General features: G+C 54.9%; 3 protein-coding genes. All 3 read right to left on the bottom strand.

The genetic code is table 11. The features are described from left to right. The coding region (locus HB375_RS17910; RefSeq protein WP_167670744.1) for a response regulator at window positions 1–232 on the bottom strand (232 nt) is incomplete at its 3' end. A gap of 61 nt (window positions 233–293) precedes the next feature. After that, window positions 294–938, bottom strand: coding sequence for a protein phosphatase CheZ (locus tag HB375_RS17905; protein ID WP_246728583.1), 645 nt, complete (start codon window positions 936–938; stop codon window positions 294–296). Window positions 939–987: 49 nt separating this feature from the next. Beyond that, on the bottom strand, window positions 988–1,236 hold a 249-nt coding region (locus HB375_RS17900; protein WP_167674418.1), incomplete at its 5' end, for a response regulator.

Raw genomic sequence — 1,236 nt, 5'->3', positions numbered from 1 at the left:
CATCGTCCGCGCGAACCTGCTGAAGGAGCTCGTAGCCAGTCATGGGTTCCATGTTCCAGTCGGAGATCACCAGCCCGTAACGCTTCTCGCGAAGCTTCGCCAAGGCCGCAGTCCCGTCCGAGGCATCATCGACATCCACAAAGCCAATCTGCTTCAGGAGGTTGCGTAGAATCCGCACCATCGTCTGATAGTCATCGACAACAAGAACGGGCGTGGAAAGGTCAAGGCTCACGATGGTTAGTCCTGGTTTAGATTCTGCCTACCGCGTCATGCGCGGCTCTTTAGAATTGAAGCTACTTGAAGAAGCTGTCGATTTCGTCCTGCGAGGTACCATCCTCGGACCGCAGGGTGGGACCATTGAGGAGCGCTTTATCTCCTTCGCGCTCGGGAGACGCGGAGGGAGGAATGTCCTTAAAATTTTCGAGCCCGCCCCATATTTCTATCATCTTGACAACGCGATCTTCGACAAACTGCATTGCAGTAACAATTTTGCTAATCCGCTGGCCCGTAATGTCCTGAAAATTACAGGCCTCAAAAATACCTACGACGCGCTCGACGATTCCACGTGCCATATCACTATCTTGACTGTGAAGGCGCGTAGCGAGATCCCCCGCGATCTCATCGATTTCCTCTGCCGCGGCCAAGATTGCATGGGTCGCGGTCTCGGTGCCTAATACAATGGCACCAAGCTCATCTGTTACCCGAGCCATTTCTCGCCCCTGGGCGCCTGCATAGTGGAGGGTCGCGATTTCCTGCTTCGTGCGCTGTATCGCTTCTGCGATCGCGTCAAGCTCCACCTTCAGCCGGAGTGCCCCTTGGAGCTCTAAGAGCGAGTGAACACTATCCTGACCGGGTTGAGCATGCTTTCGCAAAGTTGCGATCGCGGAGAAGATTTCTGCCTGGCGTTCCTTTTCATCGAATGCCTCGGCACGAGACATCTCACGACCTGAGACCCCAGATGCGCCCATCGTTCATCCTCCACAGATGTCACTGTCCGAGGACGGCTGCGATTTTTGCCTGCAGCGTCGGTGCATTAAAAGGTTTGACAATGTAGTTGCTGACCCCGGCCTTTTTCGCGGCGATTACATTCTCCGTTTTGGCTTCAGCCGTTACCATGATGAACGGCAGGTCCTTCAAGACATCGTCCGCGCGAACCTGCTGAAGGAGCTCGTAGCCAGTCATGGGTTCCATGTTCCAGTCGGAGATCACCAGCCCGTAACGCTTCTCGCGAAGCTT

This window comes from Microvirga terricola, assembly GCF_011777495.1.
GTDB classification, from domain to species: Bacteria; Pseudomonadota; Alphaproteobacteria; order Rhizobiales; family Beijerinckiaceae; genus Microvirga; species Microvirga terricola.
Note: the sequence above shows the minus strand (reverse complement) of the source record. Positions and strands in the feature narration are given on the sequence as shown.

What these genes read in the sequence shown, in the direction of transcription:
- HB375_RS17905 (WP_246728583.1), bottom strand. Translation starts at nt 938, where the DNA reads ATGTCTCGTGCCGAGGCATTCGATGAAAAGGAACGCCAGGCAGAAATC.